At 68.9% G+C, this 24629-nt stretch carries 19 protein-coding genes and 3 rRNA genes; 9 read left to right on the top strand and 13 right to left on the bottom strand.

The annotated features are described in order from the left end of the window. A complete protein-coding gene (gene mtrA / locus OG472_RS18880) occupies window positions 1-690 on the bottom strand; it encodes a two-component system response regulator MtrA (protein WP_189747360.1) in 690 nt (229 codons plus the stop codon). Window positions 691-951: 261 nt separating this feature from the next. Between mtrA and OG472_RS18885 the strand changes: the two genes are divergently transcribed. From OG472_RS18885 to OG472_RS18910, 6 genes are all read left to right on the top strand, one after another. Continuing rightward, complete coding sequence (locus OG472_RS18885; protein ID WP_401602410.1) at window positions 952-2199, top strand: glycerophosphoryl diester phosphodiesterase membrane domain-containing protein; 1248 nt, start codon at window positions 952-954, stop codon at window positions 2197-2199. Then, window positions 2199-2834 carry a DUF4129 domain-containing protein gene (locus tag OG472_RS18890; protein ID WP_405941775.1) on the top strand — a complete coding sequence of 212 codons (636 nt, stop codon included), beginning with the start codon at window positions 2199-2201 and terminating at the stop codon, window positions 2832-2834. The genes OG472_RS18885 and OG472_RS18890 overlap by 1 nt, the downstream gene beginning before the upstream one ends. A gap of 167 nt (window positions 2835-3001) precedes the next feature. Continuing rightward, window positions 3002-4390, top strand: a complete 1389-nt coding sequence (locus OG472_RS18895; protein ID WP_405941776.1) for a DUF4350 domain-containing protein — start codon at window positions 3002-3004, stop codon at window positions 4388-4390. After that, complete coding sequence (locus OG472_RS18900) at window positions 4387-5373, top strand: MoxR family ATPase (protein ID WP_327414306.1); 987 nt, start codon at window positions 4387-4389, stop codon at window positions 5371-5373. Before OG472_RS18895 ends, OG472_RS18900 begins: the two co-directional genes overlap by 4 nt. Further along, window positions 5373-6683 (top strand): DUF58 domain-containing protein, encoded by a 1311-nt coding sequence (locus OG472_RS18905; RefSeq protein ID WP_405941777.1) that lies wholly within the window; start codon window positions 5373-5375, stop codon window positions 6681-6683. The genes OG472_RS18900 and OG472_RS18905 overlap by 1 nt, the downstream gene beginning before the upstream one ends. 140 nt (window positions 6684-6823) lie before the next feature. After that, entirely contained in the window at window positions 6824-7024 is a 201-nt protein-coding gene (locus tag OG472_RS18910) for a hypothetical protein (protein ID WP_401602418.1), read from the top strand. A 207-nt stretch (window positions 7025-7231) separates the two neighbouring features. Here OG472_RS18910 and rrf read toward each other — a convergent pair. From rrf to OG472_RS18930, 4 genes are all read right to left on the bottom strand, one after another. Then, window positions 7232-7348: ribosomal RNA gene (gene rrf / locus OG472_RS18915) — 5S ribosomal RNA — on the bottom strand. A gap of 76 nt (window positions 7349-7424) precedes the next feature. Continuing rightward, window positions 7425-10548: ribosomal RNA gene (locus OG472_RS18920) — 23S ribosomal RNA — on the bottom strand. Window positions 10549-10834: 286 nt separating this feature from the next. Then, window positions 10835-12359 (bottom strand): 16S ribosomal RNA (locus OG472_RS18925). The 16S, 23S and 5S rRNA genes sit together here, the layout of an rRNA operon. 593 nt (window positions 12360-12952) lie before the next feature. Then, window positions 12953-13960 carry a stage II sporulation protein M gene (locus OG472_RS18930; RefSeq protein WP_401614993.1) on the bottom strand — a complete coding sequence of 336 codons (1008 nt, stop codon included), beginning with the start codon at window positions 13958-13960 and terminating at the stop codon, window positions 12953-12955. 111 nt (window positions 13961-14071) lie between these two features. Between OG472_RS18930 and OG472_RS18935 the strand changes: the two genes are divergently transcribed. Next, window positions 14072-15004, top strand: a complete 933-nt coding sequence (locus tag OG472_RS18935) for an RDD family protein (protein WP_405830389.1) — start codon at window positions 14072-14074, stop codon at window positions 15002-15004. A 4-nt stretch (window positions 15005-15008) separates the two neighbouring features. On the opposite strand, the gene OG472_RS18940 is transcribed toward OG472_RS18935, so the two are convergent. Both OG472_RS18940 and ahcY read right to left on the bottom strand, forming a co-directional pair. After that, window positions 15009-15629: a hypothetical protein gene (locus tag OG472_RS18940; RefSeq protein WP_405830390.1), complete on the bottom strand. Its 621-nt coding sequence runs from the start codon at window positions 15627-15629 to the stop codon at window positions 15009-15011. A 126-nt stretch (window positions 15630-15755) separates the two neighbouring features. Next, the gene (ahcY, locus tag OG472_RS18945; protein ID WP_401614984.1) at window positions 15756-17192 is read right to left on the bottom strand and encodes an adenosylhomocysteinase; all 1437 of its coding nucleotides are present in this window, start codon (window positions 17190-17192) and stop codon (window positions 15756-15758) included. A 412-nt stretch (window positions 17193-17604) separates the two neighbouring features. On the opposite strand from ahcY, the gene lepB reads away from it, so the two are divergent. Beyond that, complete coding sequence (gene lepB / locus OG472_RS18950) at window positions 17605-18312, top strand: signal peptidase I (RefSeq protein WP_405941778.1); 708 nt, start codon at window positions 17605-17607, stop codon at window positions 18310-18312. 90 nt (window positions 18313-18402) lie between these two features. On the opposite strand, the gene OG472_RS18955 is transcribed toward lepB, so the two are convergent. The 6 genes from OG472_RS18955 to OG472_RS18980 form a co-directional block, all read right to left on the bottom strand. After that, window positions 18403-19326, bottom strand: a complete 924-nt coding sequence (locus OG472_RS18955) for a cation diffusion facilitator family transporter (RefSeq protein ID WP_383575129.1) — start codon at window positions 19324-19326, stop codon at window positions 18403-18405. Window positions 19327-19398: 72 nt separating this feature from the next. After that, window positions 19399-20559 carry a mannose-6-phosphate isomerase, class I gene (gene manA, locus OG472_RS18960; RefSeq protein WP_401614978.1) on the bottom strand — a complete coding sequence of 387 codons (1161 nt, stop codon included), beginning with the start codon at window positions 20557-20559 and terminating at the stop codon, window positions 19399-19401. A 40-nt stretch (window positions 20560-20599) separates the two neighbouring features. Continuing rightward, window positions 20600-21733 carry an SIS domain-containing protein gene (locus OG472_RS18965; protein ID WP_401247627.1) on the bottom strand — a complete coding sequence of 378 codons (1134 nt, stop codon included), beginning with the start codon at window positions 21731-21733 and terminating at the stop codon, window positions 20600-20602. An 82-nt stretch (window positions 21734-21815) separates the two neighbouring features. Beyond that, window positions 21816-22001, bottom strand: coding sequence for a Trm112 family protein (locus OG472_RS18970; RefSeq protein ID WP_319733427.1), 186 nt, complete (start codon window positions 21999-22001; stop codon window positions 21816-21818). Window positions 22002-22183: 182 nt separating this feature from the next. Next, the gene (locus OG472_RS18975; protein ID WP_405830395.1) at window positions 22184-23554 is read right to left on the bottom strand and encodes a phosphomannomutase/phosphoglucomutase; all 1371 of its coding nucleotides are present in this window, start codon (window positions 23552-23554) and stop codon (window positions 22184-22186) included. Between the two features lie 77 nt (window positions 23555-23631). Beyond that, window positions 23632-24006, bottom strand: coding sequence for a DUF3499 domain-containing protein (locus OG472_RS18980; protein ID WP_319734150.1), 375 nt, complete (start codon window positions 24004-24006; stop codon window positions 23632-23634). Between the two features lie 93 nt (window positions 24007-24099). On the opposite strand from OG472_RS18980, the gene OG472_RS18985 reads away from it, so the two are divergent. After that, a complete protein-coding gene (locus tag OG472_RS18985; protein ID WP_383575702.1) occupies window positions 24100-24576 on the top strand; it encodes a metallopeptidase family protein in 477 nt (158 codons plus the stop codon). The last annotated feature ends 53 nt before the right edge of the window (window positions 24577-24629 follow it).

Genomic DNA, 24629 nt, shown 5'->3' on the forward strand with positions numbered 1-24629 from the left:
TCAGCTGGGTCCGGCCTTGTAGCCGACACCGCGCACCGTCACGACGATCTCGGGGCGCTCCGGGTCCTTCTCCACCTTGGAGCGCAGACGCTGCACATGCACGTTGACCAGGCGCGTGTCCGCCGCGTGCCGGTAGCCCCAGACCTGCTCCAGCAGCACCTCGCGGGTGAACACCTGCCAGGGCTTGCGCGCGAGGGCGACCAGCAGGTCGAACTCGAGCGGGGTCAGGGCGATCGAGGCACCGTCCCGCTTGACCGAGTGCCCGGCCACGTCGATGACCAGGTCACCGATGGCCAGCTGCTCGGGTGCGGGCTCCTCGGACCGGCGCAGACGGGCCCGGATGCGGGCCACCAGCTCCTTCGGCTTGAACGGCTTGACGATGTAGTCGTCGGCCCCGGACTCCAGGCCCACGACCACGTCCACCGTGTCGCTCTTGGCGGTGAGCATCACGATCGGCACACCGGACTCGGCCCTGATCAGCCTGCACACCTCTATGCCGTCCCGTCCGGGCAGCATGAGGTCGAGCAGTACCAGGTCCGGCTTCGCCTCCCGGAAGGCAGCAAGTGCCTTGTCACCGTCCGCTACGAACGACGGCTCAAAACCTTCTCCACGCAGCACAATGCCGAGCATCTCGGCCAGCGCGGTGTCGTCGTCGACGACAAGGACGCGTCCCTTCATGGTTGACATCATCCCATTAGCTAATCGTTACCCGGCGGTGAGCTGTCCCACAGCCAAAAGGGCTGGAAATCGCCCCTCGGACCTGTGTGGAGATCAGGTCGACCAGTCTGCCCCGGATCCGGGCGACAATTGAAGGTAAGGGGTGCCGGAGGTCCGGGGGGACGGCCAGGGTTACGGGGGCCTCACAATCCCCTACTCCGTTCGGGACCCCCACGTGGCACGATGGCTGCGACCGGCGCCCCCGCCGCAGCAGGTGCACGTGAAGGAGCGACGATGAACGACTCTCCGGGCTGGGCTACGCCCGGATCCTCTCCGTCCGACGGCGAGCGGCCGGGAACCCCCGCCGACCAGCCCGGCACCGACGGCGGCGCACAGCAGCCCGGCCGGCCCGCCGGCGACCCGAAGTGGTCCGCCGAGCAGCCGCCGCCCGGCCAGTGGTCGAGCCCGGGCACGACGACTCCCGAAACCCCGCCGACACCCCCGCAGCCCGCCGCCGGAGGCTGGGGACAACGCCAGGACACCCCGTACGCAGGCCAGAGCGGCCCCCAGTACGGCTACCCGGGCGGACCCGGCCAATGGGGCAGCCCCCCGGCCGCCAAGCCCGGTGTGATCCCCCTGCGCCCCCTGGGCCTGGGCGAGATCCTCGACGGCGCGGTCGCCACCATGCGCACCCACTGGCGCTCGGTACTGCCCATCACCCTGGTCGTGGCCACGGTCGTCCAGGTCATCAGCGTGCTCGTGCAGAAGTACATGCTGGCGGACGTCGTCCTCGCACCGAACGAGGACATGACGCCCGAGCAGATGCTCGACAGCCTCGGCAGCACCCTGTCCGTGTCGGTGGTGACCCAGTTCATCCAGATCCTCGGCACCATCGTGGTCACCGCGATGCTCACCATGGTCTTCAGCCGGGCCGTCCTCGGCCAGAGCTCCTCGGTCTCCACCGCCTGGCGCGAGGCCCGCCCCCAGCTGCTGCGCCTGATCGGGCTCACCCTGCTGCTGGCACTCGGCGCCGTCCTGATCGGCGCCGTCCTGGTCCTGCCCGGCATCACCGCCGACAGCACCGGCCTGATCATCCTCGGCTTCGTCGCCTGGCTCCCGCTCCTCGTCTGGCTGGGCATCAAGTTCAGCCTGGCCTCGCCCGCCCTGATGCTGGAGAAGAGCAGCGTCTTCAAGGCCTTCACCCGGTCCTCGAAGCTGGTCAAGGGCTCCTGGTGGCGCGTCTTCGGCATCACGCTGCTGACCGGCATCATCGCCTTCGTGGTCGGGCTGATGATCGTCGGCCCGCTCCAGCTGGTCGGCCTCCTCGCCTTCGGCGGCGGGTTCGACGCCCTGGAGGACGGCAGCGCCCAGACCGCCTGGGGCACGCTGATCTTCTCCGCCGTCGGCCTGATCATCGCGCAGACCATCGTCATGCCGATCCAGTCCGGCGTCACCGTCCTCCTCTACGTCGACCAGCGCATCCGGCGCGAGGGCCTCGACCTGGAGCTCGCCCGGGCGGCCGGCGTCGAGAACTACGGGTGATGCGCGCGGAGGTCCCGCCGGTGACGACACCGCGCGAGGCCGCCCGTGAGGCGGCCGAGCGCGAGCTGTCCAAGCCGATGTACCACGAGAACGACCCGAGCCTCGTGGACCGCGCGACACGCGCGTTCTTCGACTGGCTCGACGACCTGTTCGGCGCCGCCTCCGAGGCAACCCCCGGAGGCGCCGTCGGCCTGGTCGCCGTCGTCCTCCTGGTCGCGCTGGCCGGAGCCGCCCTGTGGTGGCGCCTGGGCTCCCCGAGCCGCACCACCGCCGCCCCGGGCACCCTCTTCGACGACGGCATCCGCAGCGCCGCCGACCACCGCAAGGCCGCCGACGCCCATGCCGCCGCCGGCCGCTGGACCGAAGCCGTCCAGGAACGCATGCGCGCCGTCGTCCGCTCCCTGGAGGAGCGCACCCTGCTCGACCCCCGCCCGGGCCGCACCGCCGACGAGGCGGCCGCCGAAACCGCCGCGTCGCTCCCCGACCACGCCGCGGAGCTGCGCGCCGCCGCCCGCACCTTCGACGACGTCACCTACGGCGGCCGCACCGCCGACGCCGACACGTACACGCGCCTGCGCACCCTCGACCTCACCCTCACCCACACCAAGCCCCTCCTGACGGGACCCACCCCATGACGCCCCACGACGGGCCCCCAAGCCCCCAGGGCGCAACGGGAACACCGCACGGCCCCACCCCGGCCCCCGCAGAGACGGGAACCACACCGGACGGCCCCACCGCGGCCCCCGCAGGGACGGAAACCACGCCGGGCCGTGCCACCGAAGGCACTGCCGGGGACGGGTGTGTGCAGGGGCGCTCCCCGCAGGGCGTCGAACGCAACGGGGCTCGGCCCTCCGACCCCCCGCCACGTTCGGCGCCCGAGGAGACGCCCCGGAGCACGCCCGGCCCCACCCCTCCGACCACCCGCGACAACGACGGCGGCCGCGGCAGCGGAAGCGGAAGCGGCGGCACCGGCACCGGCACCGGCGACAACGGCGGCAGCAACAACGGCAAGCCCGCCGGCACAGGCAACCGCACAGGCAACCGCACCCGCACCCGCAAAGCCCGCCTCGTCCTCGCCACCGCCGCCGTCCTGGCCACCGGCGTCACCATCCTGGCCGCCCTCAACTCCGGCACCCGCCACGGCTACCTGGACCCCCGCTCCGCCGACCCCTTCGGCAGCCGCGCCGTAGCCGAGCTCCTCAAGGACCGCGGCGTCACCACCCGGGTCATCACCACCGCCGCCGAGGCCGCCGAGGCCGCCGGCCCCCGCACCACCCTCCTGGTCACCGACCCCGACCGGCTCGGCAGCACCCAGCGCCGCACCATCCGCTCGGCCATCGACCTCTCCGGCGGCCGGACCGTCCTGCTCGCCCCCGGCGGCCACAGCCTCCCCGAGCTCTCCCCCGGCGTCCGCACCGCCGGAGCCGCCGACGCCGACGAACTCGACCCCGCCTGCACCCTGCCCGCGGCAACCTCCGCCGGCCGCGCAGCGACCGGCGGAGGCCTGCGCTACACCACCACCCTCCCGGGAGCCACCGCCTGCTACCCCAGCGGCGGCCACCCCACCCTGCTCACCCTCCCGGCAGGGACCCGCGGCGACACCGTCCTCCTCGGATCCGAGACGGTCCTCCTCAACGAGAGCCTCGCCGAGGAGGGCAACGCCTCCCTCGCCCTCCAACTCCTCGGCTCCCGACCGGAACTCGTCTGGTACATGCCGTCCCTCGCGGACTCCGACCCGGACACCGGCGCCTCCGAGGACAAGAGCCTCCTCGCACTCGTCCCGGACGGCTGGTCCTGGGCCCTGCTCCAGCTCTTCCTCGCCGCCGCCGTCGCCGCGCTCTGGCGCGCCCGCCGCCTCGGCCCCCTCGTCACCGAGAAGCTCCCCGTCGTCATCCGCGCCTCCGAGGCGACCGAGGGCCGGGCCCGCCTGTACCGCAAGGCCGGTGCCCGCGACCGCGCCGCCACCGTGCTGCGCGCCGCCACCCGCGAACGCCTCGCCGCCCTCACCGGCGTACCGCACACCCAGGCCCACGACCCCGCCGCCCTCACCCCGGCGGTCTCCGCCCGGCTCACGGACGGCACTTGGGACGTGACCGCCCTCCTCTTCGGCACCACCCCCTCCGACGACGCGGCACTCGTCGCGCTCGCCGACCACCTCGACGCCCTCGAAAGAGAGGTCCGTACGTCATGACGTACCCGGCCACCGAGTCCACGGCTGCGACCGCGGACAGCGCCCGCGCTTCCCTCGAAGCGCTCCGCACCGAGATCGGCAAGGCCGTGGTCGGCCAGGACTCGGCCGTCACCGGTCTCGTCGTCGCGCTCCTGTGCCGCGGCCACGTCCTCCTCGAAGGCGTCCCCGGCGTCGCGAAGACCCTCCTCGTACGGGCCCTTGCCGCGTCCCTCGAACTCGACACCAAGCGCGTCCAGTTCACCCCCGACCTGATGCCGAGCGATGTCACCGGCTCGCTCGTCTACGACGCCCGCACCGCCGAGTTCTCCTTCCAGAACGGCCCGGTCTTCACCAACCTCCTCCTCGCGGACGAGATCAACCGCACGCCCCCGAAGACCCAGTCCTCCCTCCTCGAGGCGATGGAGGAGCGCCAGGTCACCGTCGACGGCACCCCGCGCAAGCTGCCTGAGCCGTTCCTCGTCGCCGCCACCATGAACCCGGTCGAGTACGAGGGCACGTACCCCCTCCCGGAAGCCCAACTGGACCGCTTCCTCCTCAAGCTGACGGTTCCTCTGCCCTCCCGCGAGGACGAGATCGGCGTCCTGACCCGCCACGCCGCCGGCTTCAACCCCCGCGACCTGCACGCCGCCGGCATCCGCCCGGTCGCGGGCCCGGCCCAGCTCGAAGCGGCCCGCGAGGCCGTCGCCAAGGTCTCCGTCTCTCCCGAGATCGCCGGCTACGTCGTCGACATCTGCCGCGCGACCCGCGAATCGCCGTCGCTCACCCTCGGCGTCTCGCCCCGCGGCGCGACCGCCCTGCTGGCCACCGCCCGCGCCTGGGCCTGGCTCACCGGCCGCGACTACGTCACCCCCGACGACGTCAAGGCCCTCTCCCTCCCGACGCTGCGCCACCGCGTCCAGCTGCGCCCGGAAGCGGAGATGGAGGGAGTCACCGCCGACGCCGTCATCACGGCGATCCTCTCCCACGTCCCCGTCCCCCGCTGATGGCCCTCACCGGACGCGCCGCCCTGCTGGCGGCCCTCGGCAGCATTCCGGTCGGCGTCCTCGAACCGAGCTGGACGGGGATGCTCGCGGTCAACGGCCCGATCGCCCTGGCCTGCGCGGTCGACTACGCCCTGGCGGCGCCGGTCCGCAGCCTCGTACTGGCCCGCTCGGGGGACACCTCGGTCCGTCTCGGCGAACCGGCGGACGTCCACCTCACCGTCACCAACCCCGGCAGCCGCACGCTGCGGGCCCGCGTCCGCGACGCCTGGCCGCCGAGCAGCTGGCTCCCCGGCACGGAGAGCGCCGCGTCCCGCCACGAGGTGGTCGTCCCCGCGGGCGAGCGCCGCCGGCTGACCACCCGTCTGCTCCCCACCCGCCGCGGCGACCGCCGAGCGGACCGCGTCACGATCCGCTCGTACGGACCGCTGGGCCTGTGGGCCCGCCAGGGCACCCACGTGTCCCCCTGGACGGTCCGGGTCATGCCGCCCTTCACCAGCCGCAAGCACCTGCCCTCCCGGCTGGCCCGGCTACGCGAACTGGACGGCCGCACCAGCGTCCTGACGCGCGGTGAGGGCACCGAGTTCGACAGCCTCCGCGACTACGTCCCCGGCGACGACACCCGCTCCATCGACTGGCGCGCCACCGCCCGCCAGCACAAGGTGGCCGTCCGCACCTGGCGGCCCGAACGCGACCGGCACATCCTCATCTGCCTGGACACCGGCCGGACTTCGGCGGGCCGCGTCGGCGACGCCCCCCGCCTGGACTCGGCGATGGACGCGGCCCTGCTCCTCGCCGCCCTGGCCACCCGCGCCGGCGACCGCGTGGACCTGCTGGCCCACGACCGCCGCCCGCGCGCCCAGGTCCAGGGCCGCGCGGCGGCCGACATCCTCCCGTCCTTCGTCAATGCGATGGCCCCCCTCGAACCCGAACTGGTCGAGACTGATGCCCGCACCCTGGTCTCCACCGTCCTCCGCAGCGCCCCGCGCCGGTCCCTGGTGGTCCTTCTGACGAGCCTGGACGCGGCCCCGATCGAAGAGGGCCTGCTCCCGCTGCTCCCCCGGCTCACCCAACGCCACACGGTCCTGCTGGCCTCCGTCGCCGACCCGCACGTCGCCGAGATGACGAAGTCGCGCGGCAGCGTCGACGCGGTCTACGAGGCCGCGGCCGGCACCCAGGCCCAGGCCCAGCGCCGCCGCACCGCCGACCAGCTGTCCCGGCACGGCGTCCACGTCGTCGACGCGACCCCGGACACCCTGGCCCCGGCCCTGGCCGACGCCTACCTCGCCCTCAAGGCCGCCGGCCGCCTCTAGCACCGGTTGTGCCGCCGGCGCCTTGGCACGGCGGCAGTGGCTGCTTTGGGCATCCGGCTCCGGTGTCGGAACAGGCCTCAGTACTGCCAGCGCGGCTGGCTGCCGTCCAGAACTGGCCCGCGTTGTAGCAGTTCCCGGCGTTGGAGACGATCTCGCACTCGGCCGTCGCCGACCGGCTGGGCGCCTTCGTCGTGGGTGGAGCCACCGGCTTCGTCGTCTGCGGCGCGGCCGGCTTCGGATCGGCCGAGCGGGTCGCCACAGGAACCGACGGGCTCGGTAGCGCCGAAGGAGAGGCGGAAGGCGTCGGCATCGGCGACAGCGATGGCGACTCGGAGGGCTGAGCGGACTTCTGCGACGGAACGGCCGACGCCGAGGAGGCGACCGGCGGCAGGGACACAGCCGGCCCGTCACCCTCCGCAGGACCGCACGCGAAGGACACACCCGCCACCAGCCGGGTGCCTGTGCCGGCCTGACACGATCCGTCTCCGGAACGCAGAAAAGCCCCGCACCGAACCCGAGGGTTTGGTGCGGGGCTTCCCGCAATGATTGTTCGGCGGCGTCCTACTCTCCCACAGGGTCCCCCCTGCAGTACCATCGGCGCTGAAAGGCTTAGCTTCCGGGTTCGGAATGTAACCGGGCGTTTCCCTAACGCTATGACCACCGAAACACTATGAAATTTGAACGCTGGCATGAACACAGCTGTTCGTTATTTCAGAACTAACACAGTGGACGCGAGCAACTGAGGACAAGCCCTCGGCCTATTAGTACCAGTCAGCTTCACCCGTTACCGGGCTTCCACATCTGGCCTATCAACCCAGTCGTCTACTGGGAGCCTTACCCTCTCAAGGAGGTGGGAATACTCATCTTGAAGCAGGCTTCCCGCTTAGATGCTTTCAGCGGTTATCCCTCCCGAACGTAGCCAACCAGCCATGCCCTTGGCAGGACAACTGGCACACCAGAGGTTCGTCCGTCCCGGTCCTCTCGTACTAGGGACAGCCCTTCTCAATATTCCTACGCGCACAGCGGATAGGGACCGAACTGTCTCACGACGTTCTAAACCCAGCTCGCGTACCGCTTTAATGGGCGAACAGCCCAACCCTTGGGACCGACTCCAGCCCCAGGATGCGACGAGCCGACATCGAGGTGCCAAACCATCCCGTCGATATGGACTCTTGGGGAAGATCAGCCTGTTATCCCCGGGGTACCTTTTATCCGTTGAGCGACGGCGCTTCCACAAGCCACCGCCGGATCACTAGTCCCGACTTTCGTCCCTGCTCGACCCGTCGGTCTCACAGTCAAGCTCCCTTGTGCACTTACACTCAACACCTGATTGCCAACCAGGCTGAGGGAACCTTTGGGCGCCTCCGTTACCCTTTGGGAGGCAACCGCCCCAGTTAAACTACCCATCAGACACTGTCCCTGATCCGGATCACGGACCGAGGTTAGACATCCAGCACGACCAGAGTGGTATTTCAACGATGACTCCACCCCAACTGGCGTTGGGGTTTCACAGTCTCCCACCTATCCTACACAAGCCGAACCGAACACCAATATCAAACTGTAGTAAAGGTCCCGGGGTCTTTCCGTCCTGCTGCGCGAAACGAGCATCTTTACTCGTAGTGCAATTTCACCGGGCCTATGGTTGAGACAGTCGAGAAGTCGTTACGCCATTCGTGCAGGTCGGAACTTACCCGACAAGGAATTTCGCTACCTTAGGATGGTTATAGTTACCACCGCCGTTTACTGGCGCTTAAGTTCTCAGCTTCGCACGCCCGAAAGCGCACTAACCGGTCCCCTTAACGTTCCAGCACCGGGCAGGCGTCAGTCCGTATACATCGCCTTACGGCTTCGCACGGACCTGTGTTTTTAGTAAACAGTCGCTTCTCGCTGGTCTCTGCGGCCACCCCCAGCTCAGGAAGCAAGTTCCTTCACCAGTGATGGCCCCCCTTCTCCCGAAGTTACGGGGGCATTTTGCCGAGTTCCTTAACCATAGTTCACCCGAACGCCTCGGTATTCTCTACCTGACCACCTGAGTCGGTTTAGGGTACGGGCCGCTATGAAACTCGCTAGAGGCTTTTCTCGACAGCATAGGATCATCCACTTCACCACAATCGGCTCGGCATCAGGTCTCAGCCTTATATGAGGGACGGATTTGCCTACCCCTCGGCCTACACCCTTACCCCGGGACAACCACCGCCCGGGCTGGACTACCTTCCTGCGTCACCCCATCGCTTACCTACTACAAGTCTGGTTCGTCGGCTCCACCACTTTCCTTTCCCCGAAGGGTCCGGAACGGCTTCACGGACTTAGCATCGCCTGATTCGATATTGGGCGTTTCAAAGCGGGTACCGGAATATCAACCGGTTGTCCATCGACTACGCCTGTCGGCCTCGCCTTAGGTCCCGACTTACCCTGGGCAGATCAGCTTGACCCAGGAACCCTTAGTCAATCGGCGCACACGTTTCTCACGTGTGTATCGCTACTCATGCCTGCATTCTCACTCGTGAACCGTCCACAACTAGCTTCCGCTGCTGCTTCACCCGGCACACGACGCTCCCCTACCCATCACAGCGGGCGTTGGCCCTATTGCTGCAATGACACGACTTCGGCGGTACGCTTGAGCCCCGCTACATTGTCGGCGCGGAATCACTTGACCAGTGAGCTATTACGCACTCTTTCAAGGGTGGCTGCTTCTAAGCCAACCTCCTGGTTGTCTCTGCGACTCCACATCCTTTCCCACTTAGCGTACGCTTAGGGGCCTTAGTCGATGCTCTGGGCTGTTTCCCTCTCGACCATGGAGCTTATCCCCCACAGTCTCACTGCCGTGCTCTCACTTACCGGCATTCGGAGTTTGGCTAAGGTCAGTAACCCGGTAGGGCCCATCGCCTATCCAGTGCTCTACCTCCGGCAAGAAACACACGACGCTGCACCTAAATGCATTTCGGGGAGAACCAGCTATCACGGAGTTTGATTGGCCTTTCACCCCTAACCACAGGTCATCCCCCAGGTTTTCAACCCTGGTGGGTTCGGTCCTCCACGAAGTCTTACCTCCGCTTCAACCTGCCCATGGCTAGATCACTCCGCTTCGGGTCTAGAGCGTGCAACTCAATCGCCCTATTCGGACTCGCTTTCGCTACGGCTTCCCCACACGGGTTAACCTCGCTACACACCGCTAACTCGCAGGCTCATTCTTCAAAAGGCACGCAGTCACGACCGTCATTCCGAAGAATGACGGCGACGCTCCCACGGCTTGTAGGCACACGGTTTCAGGTACTATTTCACTCCGCTCCCGCGGTACTTTTCACCATTCCCTCACGGTACTATCCGCTATCGGTCACCAGGGAATATTTAGGCTTAGCGGGTGGTCCCGCCAGATTCACACGGGATTTCTCGGGCCCCGTGCTACTTGGGAGATGAGCAAGCAAGCCGCTGATGTTTCGTCTACGGGGGTCTTACCCTCTACGCCGGACCTTTCGCATGTCCTTCGACTACATCAACGGTTTCTGACTCGCCGACCGGCCGGCAGACCGATCAAGCTCATTCCCACAACCCCGCATGCGCAACCCCTGCCGGGTATCACACGCATACGGTTTGGCCTCATCCGGTTTCGCTCGCCACTACTCCCGGAATCACGGTTGTTTTCTCTTCCTGCGGGTACTGAGATGTTTCACTTCCCCGCGTTCCCTCCACATGCCCTATGTGTTCAGGCATGGGTGACAGCCCATGACGACTGCCGGGTTTCCCCATTCGGACACCCCCGGATCAAAGCTCAGTTGGCAGCTCCCCGGGGCCTATCGCGGCCTCTCACGTCCTTCATCGGTTCCTGGTGCCAAGGCATCCACCGTGCGCCCTTAAAAACTTGGCCACAGATGCTCGCGTCCACTGTGTAGTTCTCAAACAACGACCAGCCACCCATCACCCTGCTCCACTAAGGGAACAAGTTCACTGGGGCCGGCACTGAAGACATGACCTTACGGCCGTACCTTCAGGACCCAACAACGTGCCAAGCACGATCCCCTCCGCCATTCCTGTGTTCCACGCCCGAGGGCAGTACTTACAGAAGGTTTCGGAAACCGTGCCAACTAATCAACGTTCCACCCATGAGCTGACCGTGCAGAACGTTTGTCTGCAATCGGTACTGTGCTCCTTAGAAAGGAGGTGATCCAGCCGCACCTTCCGGTACGGCTACCTTGTTACGACTTCGTCCCAATCGCCAGTCCCACCTTCGACAGCTCCCTCCCTTACGGGTTGGGCCACCGGCTTCGGGTGTTACCGACTTTCGTGACGTGACGGGCGGTGTGTACAAGGCCCGGGAACGTATTCACCGCAGCAATGCTGATCTGCGATTACTAGCGACTCCGACTTCATGGGGTCGAGTTGCAGACCCCAATCCGAACTGAGACCGGCTTTTTGAGATTCGCTCCACCTCACGGTATCGCAGCTCATTGTACCGGCCATTGTAGCACGTGTGCAGCCCAAGACATAAGGGGCATGATGACTTGACGTCGTCCCCACCTTCCTCCGAGTTGACCCCGGCGGTCTCCTGTGAGTCCCCATCACCCCGAAGGGCATGCTGGCAACACAGGACAAGGGTTGCGCTCGTTGCGGGACTTAACCCAACATCTCACGACACGAGCTGACGACAGCCATGCACCACCTGTATACCGACCACAAGGGGGGCACTATCTCTAATGCTTTCCGGTATATGTCAAGCCTTGGTAAGGTTCTTCGCGTTGCGTCGAATTAAGCCACATGCTCCGCCGCTTGTGCGGGCCCCCGTCAATTCCTTTGAGTTTTAGCCTTGCGGCCGTACTCCCCAGGCGGGGAACTTAATGCGTTAGCTGCGGCACCGACGACGTGGAATGTCGCCAACACCTAGTTCCCAACGTTTACGGCGTGGACTACCAGGGTATCTAATCCTGTTCGCTCCCCACGCTTTCGCTCCTCAGCGTCAGTAATGGCCCAGAGATCCGCCTTCGCCACCGGTGTTCCTCCTGATATCTGCGCATTTCACCGCTACACCAGGAATTCCGATCTCCCCTACCACACTCTAGCTAGCCCGTATCGAATGCAGACCCGAGGTTAAGCCTCGGGCTTTCACATCCGACGTGACAAGCCGCCTACGAGCTCTTTACGCCCAATAATTCCGGACAACGCTTGCGCCCTACGTATTACCGCGGCTGCTGGCACGTAGTTAGCCGGCGCTTCTTCTGCAGGTACCGTCACTTTCGCTTCTTCCCTGCTGAAAGAGGTTTACAACCCGAAGGCCGTCATCCCTCACGCGGCGTCGCTGCATCAGGCTTTCGCCCATTGTGCAATATTCCCCACTGCTGCCTCCCGTAGGAGTCTGGGCCGTGTCTCAGTCCCAGTGTGGCCGGTCGCCCTCTCAGGCCGGCTACCCGTCGTCGCCTTGGTGGGCCATTACCCCACCAACAAGCTGATAGGCCGCGGGCTCATCCTTCACCGCCGGAGCTTTCAACCCCCGCCCATGCAGGCAGGAGTGGTATCCGGTATTAGACCCCGTTTCCAGGGCTTGTCCCAGAGTGAAGGGCAGATTGCCCACGTGTTACTCACCCGTTCGCCACTAATCCACCCCGAAGGGCTTCATCGTTCGACTTGCATGTGTTAAGCACGCCGCCAGCGTTCGTCCTGAGCCAGGATCAAACTCTCCATGAATGTTTACCCGTAATCGGGTGCACACATCACTTAGAGCGGGCACGTCATGTCGGAATAAGACCGACGCGCCACAACGTCCTCGCTGTGTAATTGCCTGCCAGTGCCCGAAGGCCCGACAGGACTTTTTCAAAGGAACCTCATCCACCGAAGTGGACGGGGTATCAACTTCTGGCGTTGATTTTTGGCACGCTGTTGAGTTCTCAAGGAACGGACGCTTCCTTTGTACTCACCCTCTCGGGCTTTCCTCCGGGCTTTCGTTCTGTGTTCTTGCGTTTCCGACTCTATCAGACTCTTTCGGGCCCGACTTCCTCGATGCTTTCCAGTTCCTGCGCTTTCGCGCTTTCCCTTTTCGGCGATTCCGACTCTATCAGAAGTTCTCCACCGGATTTTCCCGGCTTTGATTCCTGAATCAGGAGTCGGCTACGCCCCACCGGAATTCAATTCCTTGATGGGGGCGAGAGATAGTTTAAACCATCGCTGCCGAACTTGTCCAGTTCGAGGCAACCGTTCGAATCTACCTCCCCGCGCGCTCCGTGTCAACGGTCTTCGCGGGACGACGAGGAGACTAGCAGCTCAGCAGGCTTGTACGCACATCAGGCCGCGGTCGGGAGCGTCGCCGTCCGGTCGGCGGCCTCGACGTCGCCCACCTCGCCCGCGCGGGAGGCCCTGCCGCCCAGGACGAAGACGTAGAGCAGGAAGGCGGCCTCGGCGACGACGCCGATGGTGATGCGGGCCCAGGTGGGGAGGCCCGACGGGGTCACGAAGCCCTCGATCAGGCCCGAGACGAACAGGACGACCGCGAGGCCGATGGCCATGCCGAGGGCGGCGCGGCCCTGTTCCGCCAGGGCGGTGCGGCGGGTGCGGGGGCCCGGGTCGATGACCGTCCAGCCCAGGCGCAGGCCCGTGCCCGCGGCCACGAAGACGGCCGTCAGTTCGAGCAGGCCGTGCGGGAGGATCAGGCCGAGGAAGACGTCGAGGCGGCCGGCGGAGGCCATCAGGCCGAGGCCGACGCCGAGGTTGGCCATGTTCAGGAACAGGATCCACAGCACCGGGAGTCCGAGGAAGGCGCCCAGGACGAGGCAGATCGCCGCTGCCTGGGCGTTGTTCGTCCAGACCTTGGCGGCGAAGGAGCCCGCGGGGTGGCTGGAGTAGTACGTCTCGTACTCGCCACCCGGCTGCGTGAGCGCCTTCAGGTCCGCCGGGGCCGCGATGGCGCCCTGGACCTCGGGGTGCGTGGCTATCCACCAGCCGATGAGCACGCCGAGTGCCGTGGAGAGCAGCGCCGTCGGTATCCACCAGCGGCGGCTGCGGTAGACCGCGGCCGGGAAGGCAGCCGTGAAGAAGAGGGCGGCGTCGCGCCAGCCGGCCCGGCGGGTGCCGGTCACGGTGGCGCGGGCGCGCGCGACCAGCTGCGTCAGCCGGCCGGTGAGCATCGGGTCGGGGGTGCTGGACTGGATCAGGGAGAGGTGGGTGGAGGTGCGCTGGTAGAGCGCGACGAGTTCGTCGGCCTCCGCGCCGGTGAGCCTGCGGCCGCGGCCCAGGAGCTGCTCCAGGCGGTCCCATTCCGCGCGGTGTGCCGTCACGAAAACGTCGAGATCCATCCGGTTGCCGCTCCCCTGCCCCAGGTCACCTGCTGCTGCCTATTCCTCGTGTGGTCAGCTTGGCAGACTGGAAGCCGTTGGGGCGGGGCAGGTCACATGAGAGGTGCTGCAGTGAGCGATCTGGTGACGGGGGACGCGGTCGTCCTGGGGTTGCGGCCCGCGAGGCTGCCGAGCCGCGGGCTGGCGATCCTCCTCGACCTGATCGTGTACGTCACCGGCTACGTGCTGCTCTCGGTCGGGCTGGCCCTCGCGACCGCCTCGCTCGACGACGCCGCCCAGGCGGCCGTGGGGGTGGCGAGCTTCCTGCTGTTGCTGGTCGGCGTGCCGATCGCCGTGGAGACGCTGTCCCACGGGCGGTCCCTGGGCAAGCTCGCCTGCGGGCTGCGGGTGGTGCGCGACGACGGTGGTCCGGTCCGGTTCCGGCACGCACTGGTCCGCGGGGCCATGGGAGTGGTGGAGCTGCTGCTGACCTTCGGGACGGTGGCGTGCATCGCCTCGCTGGTGTCTGCGCGCGGGCGGCGGCTCGGGGACGTCTTCGCCGGGACGCTCGTGGTCCGGGAGCGGGTGCCGGGGGCCCGGGTGATGCCGGTGCCTCCGCCGCCGCCGTGGCTGGCCGGGCGGTTCACCGGGCTGGACCTGTCGGCGGTGCCGGACGGTCTGTGGCTGGCGATACGCCAGTACCTGACGCGCATGAACCAGCTGGATCCGCAGGTGGGCGCCGCGATGGCGGCGAGGCTCGCGGACGATCTGGTGGCGCGTACGGGAGCGCCCGCGCCGGCGGGGGTGCCCGCTGCCGCGTTCCTGATGGCGGTGGTGCACGAGCGGCAGTCGCGGGACGCCGCCCGGGCCTTCCGGTCCGCCGCTGCCGCCGCTCCCGCGCAGGCCCCCGCCTTTGCGCCGGCACCCGCTCCCGCCGGGTACGCGCCGGCGCCCGTTCCGGCGCCCGTTGCGACGTCCGTTCCGGCGGCGGCTCCCTACGTGGCTCCGGCGCCCGTGGCCCCCGTGGAGGCTCCGCGCGCCGGCGGGTTCGCGCCGCCCGCCTGAGGGGTCACTGCTCCTCGAAGGTGGAGGGCGGGGTCTCCAGGTGTTCGAGCTCGATGCCGGGGGCCGAGAGCACCACGTCGCCGGCGATGTGGATCGTGTGGACCTCGCCCGTGTCCAGGGCGCTGACCTGGTATTCGTCCACGAGGAGCGGGCCGCTGTCGGTGGGGTGTTCCTCGCGGGCCAGCAGGGCCCACGCCTGGTCGACCGTACGGGGGGCCAGGACCGGGTCGGTGAGGGCGAGGAGCCGGACGCGGGTGGCGGGGGCGCCGGGGGTCAGGCGCAGCAGGCGGGCCGTGGCGACCAGGAAGGCCGGGGAGGTGCCGGTGAAGCCGGGGGCGGCGATGTTGCCCTCGGTGGCCTCGGTGCCGGTGGGGTCCGTGCGGACCCAGGTGACGCCGTCGATGGCGGCGCCGCGGACCTGCCAGCTCGCGGCGTTCACTTCGAGGCGGATGGGGCGGCCGAGTTCGTCGATCGCGAGGTCGACGGAGCCGCGGTGGTCACCGTTCGGGGCGGTGAGCTGGGAGACGTAGCGCCAGCCCGAGGGTCCGGGGGCGCAGTGGAAGTGCTCCTCGCCGAGAGGGGTGTGGTCGTGCGGGTCGTGGAGCGAGTATCGGCCGCGGGGCATGGTGCGCACACTTCTTGGGATCGAGGGCGTCGGGGTATCGGGGGATACGGGGCAGGCCCCCGGCACGGGTGCCGGGGGCCTGCTTCACGTGATGCCGCCGCTGATCAGGAGCTGATCAGGGGTTGATCAGTAGCGGTAGTGGTCCGGCTTGTACGGGCCCTCGACCTGGACGCCGATGTAGGCGGCCTGCTCGGGGCGCAGGGTGGTCAGGCGGACGCCGAGGGCGTCGAGGTGCAGGCGGGCGACCTTCTCGTCGAGGTGCTTGGGCAGCACGTACACCTCGGTCGGGTACTCCTCGGGCTTGGTGAAGAGCTCGATCTGGGCCAGGGTCTGGTCCGCGAAGGAGTTCGACATGACGAAGGAGGGGTGGCCGGTCGCGTTGCCCAGGTTCAGCAGGCGGCCCTCGGACAGCACGATCAGGACCTTGCCGTCGGGGAACTTCCAGGTGTGGACCTGCGGCTTGACCTCGTCCTTGACGATGCCGTCGATCTTCGCGAGGCCGGCCATGTCGATCTCGTTGTCGAAGTGGCCGATGTTGCCCACGATGGCCTGGTGCTTCATCTTGGCCATGTCGGCGGCCATGATGATGTCCTTGTTGCCGGTCGTGGTGATGAAGATGTCCGCCGTCTCGACGACGTCGTCGAGGGTGGCGACCTGGTAGCCGTCCATCGCCGCCTGCAGCGCGCAGATCGGGTCGATCTCGGTGACGATGACGCGGGCGCCCTGGCCGCGCAGGGACTCGGCGCAGCCCTTGCCGACGTCGCCGTAGCCGAAGACCACGGCCGTCTTGCCGCCGATGAGGACGTCGGTGGCACGGTTGATGCCGTCGATCAGCGAGTGACGGCAGCCGTACTTGTTGTCGAACTTCGACTTCGTCACCGCGTCGTTCACGTTGATCGCCGGGAACAGCAGCGTGCCCTCGGCCATCATCTCGTAGAGGCGGTGGACACCCGTGGTGGTCTCCTCCGTCACGCCGCGGATCTCGGACGCGAGCTGGGTCCACTTCTGGGGGGACTCGCCGAGGGTGCGGTTGAGCAGGGTGAGGATGTGTGCGTACTCCTCGGAGTCCGCGGTCGACGGGTCGGGGGCCTCGCCGGCCTTCTCGAACTCGACGCCCTTGTGGACGAGGAGGGTGGCGTCACCACCGTCGTCGAGGATCATGTTCGGGCCGCCGGTGGGGGTGTTCGGCCAGGTCAGCGCCTGCTCCGTGCACCACCAGTACTCCTCCAGCGTCTCGCCCTTCCAGGCGAAGACGGGGATGCCCTGCGGGTTCTCCGGGGTGCCGTTCGGGCCCACCGCGATGGCGGCGGCCGCGTGGTCCTGGGTGGAGAAGATGTTGCAGGAGGCCCAGCGGACGTCGGCGCCGAGGGCGGCCAGCGTCTCGATGAGGACGGCGGTCTGGATCGTCATGTGCAGCGAGCCGGTGATGCGGGCGCCGGCCAGCGGCTGCGCCTCGGCGTACTCGCGGCGGATCGACATCAGGCCCGGCATCTCGTGCTCGGCCAGGGTGATCTCCTTGCGGCCGAACGCGGCAAGGGACAGGTCTGCGACCTTGAAGTCCATGGGTGCTGCTCCTCATGGTTCGAGAGGTGGGTACGGCTGGTCCGTGCGCCGTCCTGGGGACGGGACACCGAGCACAGTCCGTCGGGGGTCCTCTCTCCCCTCGGCCGGTCGCAAGGACCGCCCGACCCGCCATCAGCAGCGACGTCTGACACTGACCACGAATCTACACCGATCGGTGGAGTGAGCCCCAGTCAGACGAGGAAGAAGGCGTGAGGTGATCCCAGGCCCCCCGACTGTCACTTTCGGGGCCTTTCGTACTTTTGGTCCGCCGTTGTGCCGCCACCGGCACGAGATCCGGTGACCGCGGCCCCGCCGCACCGTCCGCCGTCGGCCCCCTCCCCTCCCGGTGAGGGGCCCGACCGCGTTCCGTACGCTTCGGCGCGCACGGGAACGGATCGAAGGGACGGGGCGGATGGAACGCAGGCGTGGCCGGAGACGGGGCATCTGGGCGATCGTGCTGCTGGTGGCGGGCGGGGTGATGGTCCTCGGCGGGACGGTCCACTCGGCCATGTCCGCCGGGGACTCGGAGGTGGACTACGAGAAGCACCGGATAGCGGGCGACAACATGCGGCCGGCTTACGCGGCCGGGGACGCCGGCTGGTTCTCCATGGGCGCCGCCGGCGAGGAGCTGGAGATCGGGCGCGGGGACGTGGTGCTCGTATCGGTTCCGGAGTGGAGACCGGGCGGGCTCATGCTGTCGCGGGTGGTGGCGCGCGGCGGCGACCGGATCGAGCACCGGCGGGGAGAGGGCGCCTTGCGGCTCAACGGGGAGCCGCTGGACGAGCCGTACATCCTGGACCGGTCGGTTCCGGCGGTCGTGCCGTTCGACGTGACGGTTCCCGAGGGGCGGGTGTTCCTCATGGGGGACAACCGCGGGAACTCGGTGGACTCCACGATGCACCTCTCCGCGAACAGCGGCACCGTGGCCCTGTCGTCGGTCCGCGGCGAGGCCGTGGTGGAGCCGACGGACCTCATCGTCGCGGGCGGCCTCCAGTTCGTCGGCGCCGTCGTGTTCCTGGCCGGTGGCGTGCTGGGGATCGTGGCGCTGATGGTGCGGCGCAGGCAGCCGGCGCCGACGCAGCCCGCCTGGGGCGCCCCCGCCCCCGGCGCCTCGGACTGAGGGCCGGCCCCCGCCGGGCCGGATGTGCGAAGGCCCCCGCGGGCAGGTGCTCGCGGGGGCCTTCGTGCGTACTTGGGTTGCTTGCGCGGGTTACCTGGCTGCTTCGGGGCGGTAGATGTCCGGCTCCAGGTAGATCACGCGGGCGATCGGGACCGCCTCGCGGATGCGGGCCTCGGCGGCGTTGATCGCGTCCGCCACCTGGGTGGCGGTGTCGTGGCCCTCGACGGCGATCTTGGCGGCGACCAGGAGCTCCTCCGGGCCGAGGTGCAGGGTCCGCATGTGGATGACGCGGGTGACGACGTCTCCGTCGACGAGCGCGGTCTTGATCTTCTCGATCTCTTCGATGCCCGCGGCCTCACCGAGCAGCAGGGACTTGGTCTCCGCGGCCAGGACGATCGCGATCCCGATGAGCAGGGTGCCGATGCACAGGGTGCCGATGCCGTCCCAGACGCCGTTGCCGGTCAGCAGGGCGAGGCCGACGCCGCCGAGGGCCAGGACCAGGCCGACGAGCGCCCCGAGGTCTTCCAGGAGGACGACGGGCAGCTCGGGGGCCTTGGCCCGGCGGACGAACTGGGTCCAGGTCTGCTTGCCCCGGATCTCGTTCGACTCCTTGATCGCGGTGCGGAAGGAGAAGGACTCGGCGATGATCGCGAAGACGAGCACGCCGACCGGCCAGTACCAGGCCTCGATGGGGTGCGGGTGGTTGATCTTCTCGATGCCCTCGTAGATGGCGAACATGCCACCGACGGTGAAGAGCACGATGGAGACGAGGAAGGCGTAGATGTAGCGCTCGCGTCCGTACCCGAAGGGGTGTTGCGGGGTCGCCTCGCGCTGGGCCTTCTTTCCGCCGAGGAGCAGCAGCCCCTGGTTTCCGGAGTCCGCCAGCGAGTGGACGCTTTCCGCGAGCATCGACGAGGAGCCGCTGAAGAGGAATGCCACGAATTTGGCTACAGCGATGGCGAGGTTGGCGGCGAGTGCCGCCACGATCGCCCTGGTACCGCCCGACGCGCTCATGGGTGCAGGTTGTCCTTCCTAGCCACTGACTACCGGCCGCACATTGTTGCAGCCACCGGGACGGACCCGGCGTCAGACCACCACGGTGGCACGGAAGACCGTCCCGCTTCCGGACAGTTCGACCTTTTCGCCCGCCGGTACGAAGACCGATTCGCCGGGCGTCAGCGGCAGTTCGCCGGCCATCGCGGAACCGGCCGTGCAGAGCAGGATCTGCGGGGCGTCCACCGACAGCACCCGGGAGACGCCGCCGGGTGCGAGGAGGAAGCGGGAGAGCCGGAACTCGTCGATCGGGCTCTCGTAGACCTCCTCGCCGCCGTCGCCTTCGGGGCGCAGGACGTTCGGGTCGCCCGGCTCGAACTTCGCGATCTTCAGCAGCTCGGGCACGTCCACGTGTTTGGGGGTGAGTCCGGCGCGCAGCACGTTGTCGGAGTTGGCCAGCAGCTCGACGCCGAGGCCGTCGATGTAGGCGTGCGGGACGCCGGCGCCGAGGAACATCGCCTCGCCGGGCTGGAGTCGGACGTGGTTGAGCAGCATGGCCGCGATGACTCCCGGGTCGCCCGGGAAGTGGTGGGCCAGGGTGGTGTACGGGGCGTACGGACCTCCGAGGCGTTCGACGGCGGCCGCGGTCTCGTGGACGGTGTGTGCCATCTCGGCACGGTCCGCGGTCAGTACGGCGGTGAGCATCTCGCGCAGGGCCGCCTCTTCGGGGTGCGCGTGCAGCAGGTCGACGTACGGCTTGAGGCTGTCCACGTCCAGGCCCGCGAGGAGTTCGGCGGCCTCCAGCGGCGGGCGGAAGCCGCACAGCCCGTCGAACGCGGTGAGCGCGCAGATCATCTCGGGCTTGTGGTTGGGGTCCTTGTAGTTGCGGTGGCCCGCGTCGGCCGGGACCCCGCGGCGCTCCTCGTCCTCGAAGCCGGCCTTCGCCTGGGCCAGATCGGGGTGGACCTGGAGGGAGAGCGGCGCGCCCGCGGCGAGGATCTTGAGGAGAAAGGGCAGCCGGGGGCCGAACTTGGCGACGGTGGCCGCTCCGAGCTCGCCCTCGGGGTCGGCCGTGATGACGTCCGAGAGGGCCACCTCGCCGGCGCCGCGGTCGAGGCGGGAGGGGGCGCCGGGGTGGGCGCCCATCCACAGCTCGGCCTGGGGCTCACCGGTGGGTTCGACACCGAGGAGCGTGGGGAGGGCCGTGGTCGATCCCCAGGCGTAGGGGCGGATCGTGTTGATCAGGCGGTCCATCGTCGTCTTCCTGGATAGAGCCGGGGCGTGTGCGTGTACCTCAGCTGTGTCCCCCGGAAGCCAACGCCAGGTAGGCGGTGGCGAAATCCGTGACGGCGAGGAGTTCGGCGAGCTGCTCCAGCTCGACGCCCTCCTCCGGTTCGAGCTCGCTGATGGCCGTGTCGTGGCTGAGGGCCAGCTCGCGTGCGGCGGGGGCGGCGGTGAGGCCGCCGGCCGGCCGGTCACGCAGCAGGACGATGCGGGCGCGAAGGGCCTGGGGCTCTTCGACCCGGTCACGGAAGAAGTCTTCGGGGTCGGCGCCGGCGGCGAAGGCCCCCGCGAGCAGGATGCCGTGGGCGGGGAGTGCCTCGGGGAGCACGGCGGACAGCGCGGGGCGGCCGGCGAGTTCGGCGAGGGTGGCGGCGAAGCGGCGGCCCGCGGGGGCGGCGCCGGTGCCCTCGCTCCAGATGAGCGGGAGGGAGTCGGCGAGCTCGGCGGCGAGGGTCTTGGCCGGGTTGGAGTAGGTGGCGATGGCGGGCCCGCAGCGTTCGGCCGTGCGGTCGAGCCGGTCGGCGACGAGCTGCAGGGTGTCGGGGGCCGCGGTGATCAGGCCGACCTTGTCGAGGAGCAGCAGCAGGGGCGTGAGCAGCGCCCACAGGGCGCCCGGGCCCGCGGCGGCGGATTCGTCGTACTCCTGGTACGGGGCCTTGGCCATCGGTACGAGGAGCCCGTGCGCGCCGTCCACGGCCTCGCTCAGCGGTGAGCGCTCGGGGGCGACGGCGACGACGGTGCAGCCGCGCCGGTACGCCTGCTCGGCGAGGACGGCCAGGCCGGGCTCGGTGCCGTCGGTGGTGGCGATGAGCAGCAGGTCGACCGAGCCGGCCCAGCCGGGCAGGGCCCAGCGCAGTGCGCCGGCGGCGTGCGCGACGCCGGTGGGGTCGAGCCGGATCACGGGCGCGGACGCGCCTGCGAGGGCGCCCAGCAGGTCGGCGACGCCGGTGGCGGCGGTGCCGGGCCCGGCGATCAGGACGGCGCGCGGGCGGCCGTCGGGGCGCAGGTCGGCGAGGCCCGCCTCGTTCGCGTGCCGGGCGGCGGTACGGACTCTCGCCCCGGCCTCGGCCGCGCCGCGGAGCAGGCCCCGACGGTCGACGCGGGCGAGATCGTCCGGTGCGTCGAGGAGCGACTCGTCGAGCATGGCGGCCTCCGGCGGTGTTGACGGATCCAGGGTTGCGGAATCGGTCTCAGCGTCTGCGTGTGCCTGTGCGGCGCGGCAGGGGTCAGGCGGGGCGGCGGGCCTCGTCGACCAGGAGCACCGGGATGCCGTCACGGACCGGGTACGCGAGGCCGCAGTCCTGGCCGGTGCAGATCAGCTCGGGGGCCGTCTCGTCGGCCGACTTGTCCTCGAGGGGCGCGTGGCAGGCGGGGCAGGCGAGGATCTGCAGGAGGCCGGCTTCGAGCGGCATGGGGCGGTTCCCTTCGGGCATGCGGATGGTTCTGGGGTGGGGCGAGGTCAGCGTACCGCCGAGTCACCTCCGGTGCGGCCTGGAGTGGGCGCGTTGGCGCCCGCCGTGCGCTTGGTGCGGCGCCGTTGCCGGGGTCCGCCCTCTGGGACCCCGGCTCCGCCGGGCACCGGCCCGGAATGCGGTCAGGCGCGGATGAGGGCCAGGACCTCGTCGCGGACCTTCGCCAGCGTGGCCGCGTCACGGGCCTCCACGTTCAAACGCAGCAGCGGCTCGGTGTTCGAGGCGCGGACGTTGAACCACCAGTCCTGCGCCGCCACCGTCAAGCCGTCCAGCTCGTCCAGGGTCACACCCTCCGCGTCGCCGTACGTGGCCTTCACCGCCGCCAGACGACCCGCCTGATCCGCCACCGTCGAGTTGATCTCACCCGAACCCGCATACCGGTCATACGAAGCCACCAGCCCCGACAGCGGACCGTCCTGACCGCCCAGGGCCGCCAGCACGTGGAGCGCGGCGAGCATGCCGGTGTCCGCGTTCCAGAAGTCCTTGAAGTAGTAGTGCGCCGAGTGCTCACCACCGAAGATCGCACCCGTCTTCGCCATCTCCTCCTTGATGAAGGAATGCCCGACGCGGGTGCGGACCGGGGTGCCGCCGTTCTCCCGCACCACCTCCGGCACCGACCAGGACGTGATCAGGTTGTGGATCACCGTGCCCGTCCCGCCGTTGCGGGCCAGCTCACGCGCCGCCACCAGCGCGGTGATCGCGGAGGGGGAGACACCCTGGCCGCGCTCGTCCACGATGAAACAGCGGTCCGCGTCACCATCGAACGCGATGCCGAGGTCTGCACCCTCCGCCAGCACACGCGCCTGCAGATCCACGATGTTCTTCGGATCCAGCGGATTGGCCTCGTGGTTGGGGAACGTCCCGTCCAACTCGAAGTACATCGGGACCAGATCCAGCGGCAGACCCTCGAACACCGTCGGAACGGTGTGACCACCCATCCCGTTGCCCGCGTCCACGACCACCTTCAGCGGACGGATCCCCGCCAGGTCCACCAGACCCCGCAGATGCGCCGAGTAACCGGGAAGACTGTCCAGCTCCGTGACCGTGCCCGCAACCGTGCCCGCCGCGACCGCCGGGGCGCCTTCGTCGGACCACTTCTCCACCAGCTCACGGATCCGGGAAAGGCCCGTGTCCTGGCCCACCGGAGCCGCGCCCGCCCGGCACAGCTTGATGCCGTTGTACTTCGCCGGGTTGTGCGAGGCCGTGAACATCGCACCCGGCAGATCCAGCGAACCCGACGCGTAATACAGCTGATCCGTCGAACACAGACCGATCAGCGTCACATCCACCCCACGCGCGGCCGCACCCCGCGCAAACGCCACCGACAGACCCGGCGACGACGGCCGCATGTCATGACCGATCACGATCGCCGAAGCACCCGTCACCTCCACGAACGCGGCACCGAACAGCTCCGCCAACGACTCGTCCCACTCGTCCGGCACGACACCACGCACGTCATACGCCTTGACGATGTTCGAAAGATCTGCGGCCACTGCCTGCCCTCCTGAGGTTCTGTGCGGTTCGGCAAACCTACCTTGAACCAGGAGCTCCGTTTCAGCCCGTCGGAGCGTCAGGAATCGGGCGATCTCAAGACGCGCAGGTGTCCACGACGGGTCTCGCCGGTGACCGGGCGGCCCTGGCCGGAGCCGCCGGCCTCGGCGGCGCGGCCGGGCGGGCGGGCGGCTTCGCGGACCGCGTTGGCGAGGGCTTCGAGGTCGTCGCCGCTGGGGCGGGACGGACCGGAGCCGTCGGACAGGCGGACGACGTCCCAGCCGCGCGGGGCGGTCAGGCGCTCCGAGTGCTCGGCACACAGGTCGTAGCAATGGGGTTCGGCATAGGTGGCGAGCGGGCCGAGAACTGCGGTCGAATCGGCGTAGACGTACGTCAGTGTCGCGACGGCAGGGCGGCCGCACGCGGTGCGCGAACAGCGACGTACAAGGCTCACGACGTTGGACGGTACCGCACTCTTGACCGGGCCGCGACGACTCCACCGCCGCTCACTCCCCCGTGTCGTGCTCGGGGCTACCCTGCGGGGGTGATGGACACCCCTCTGCCTCCCTGCCCTGGCGAGCCCCCCGCAGGGGCACCCACCGAGCCGCGTCCGCGCCGGCGGGACCGGCACGGACGCGGGATGCGCGGGCCGGTGGCCCCTCCTCAGGTGCCGCTGTCGGCGAGCCGGTCGGAGCTGTTCGGGGACCTCGTACGGGATTCCGTGGAGCGGCTGGAGCGGCGCTGGCCGCAGCTGTCCGAGGTGGAGTTCCTGGTCGGTGACGTCCCCGGGCCGCCCGGCGGTGCGGACGGCGGCTGGAACGACGAGGCGGTGCCGCTGGGTGCGGTGTCGGAGTCCCGCGAGGGGCGGCCGGCCCGGGTCGTGGTCTTCCGGCGGCCGGTGGAGATCCGCACCAAGACTCGGGACGAGAAGGCGATGCTGGTCCACGAGATCGTGGTGGAGCAGGTGGCGGAGCTGCTCGGGCTGTCGCCCGAGACCGTGGATCCGCGCTACGGGCAGGACTGACCGGAGGCGGGCGGGGGACCGGGAGGTCCCCCGCCTCGTCGCCCGGCGGAGCC

The sequence above is a fragment of the Streptomyces sp. NBC_00207 genome (genome assembly GCF_045160965.1).
In the GTDB taxonomy this organism is placed as follows: Bacteria; Actinomycetota; Actinomycetes; order Streptomycetales; family Streptomycetaceae; genus Streptomyces.